A 788-nucleotide genomic window follows, 5' to 3' on the forward strand; every position below is an offset into this window, starting at 1 on the left:
GGCCGAGAAGACCGGCCTGATCGTGCGCCTGGGCGAATGGAGCCTGCTCCAGGGCACCCGCTTCGCCGCCCGCCTGTGCCACGCCGGCCGCCCGACCAAGGTGGCGATCAACGTGTCGCGGGCCCAGCTCACCTCGCCGACCTTCCTGCCGGCGCTGCACGGCGCGCTGATCTGCGCCAACGTCGATCCGGCCCTGATCGAGCTGGAGCTGACCGAATCGCTGGTGATGGACGAATCCGACGTCGTCCAGCAGAACCTGCGCCGCGCCCGGGAGACCGGCGTCGGCCTCGCCATCGACGACTTCGGCACGGGCTATTCCAGCCTGTCGTGCCTGAAGGATCTGCCGGCCACCAAGCTCAAGCTCGACCGTTCCTTCGTGCAGGTGCTGCCCGACGACCGGCGCGCCTACGCGGTGGTGCGTGCCATGTCGAGGCTGGCCCGGGAGCTGGGCATGGTGATGGTGGCCGAAGGGGTCGAGACGCCGGAGCAGCTCGCCGCGCTCCACGACGCCGAGGTGGACGCCATCCAGGGCTTCATCTGGGCCCGGCCGATGAACGAAGAAGCCTTGCTGGCCTGGCTTGAGCAAAGGAACACACCATGACGAACCCGACCCAACCCGCCCATCCGCCAGTGGACGCGCTGCTGGAGCGCTCGATCCGCGACATCGACATCCCGCCGCGGCCGCAGATCATCGACCGCATCCGCCACGAGATGCACCGGGACGAACCCGACATGTTCATGGTCGGCCGGCTCATCAGCCGCGACGTGAGCCTCGCCGCCGGCCTCAT

Annotated in this window: 1 protein-coding gene and 1 pseudogene; both read left to right on the forward strand. The window is 69.2% G+C overall.

Going from position 1 to position 788, the window contains the following annotated elements; all coding sequences use genetic code 11:
- A partial coding sequence (locus tag L6Q67_RS23605) for an EAL domain-containing protein (protein ID WP_296575982.1) occupies positions 1-601 on the forward strand: 601 nt, incomplete at its 5' end.
- A pseudogene (locus L6Q67_RS23610) lies at positions 598-788 on the forward strand (hypothetical protein); the annotation flags it as partial. The gene L6Q67_RS23605 and the pseudogene L6Q67_RS23610, both read left to right, overlap by 4 nt.

This window comes from Zoogloea sp. (assembly GCF_023150065.1).
Classification (GTDB): Bacteria; Pseudomonadota; Gammaproteobacteria; order Burkholderiales; family Rhodocyclaceae; genus Zoogloea.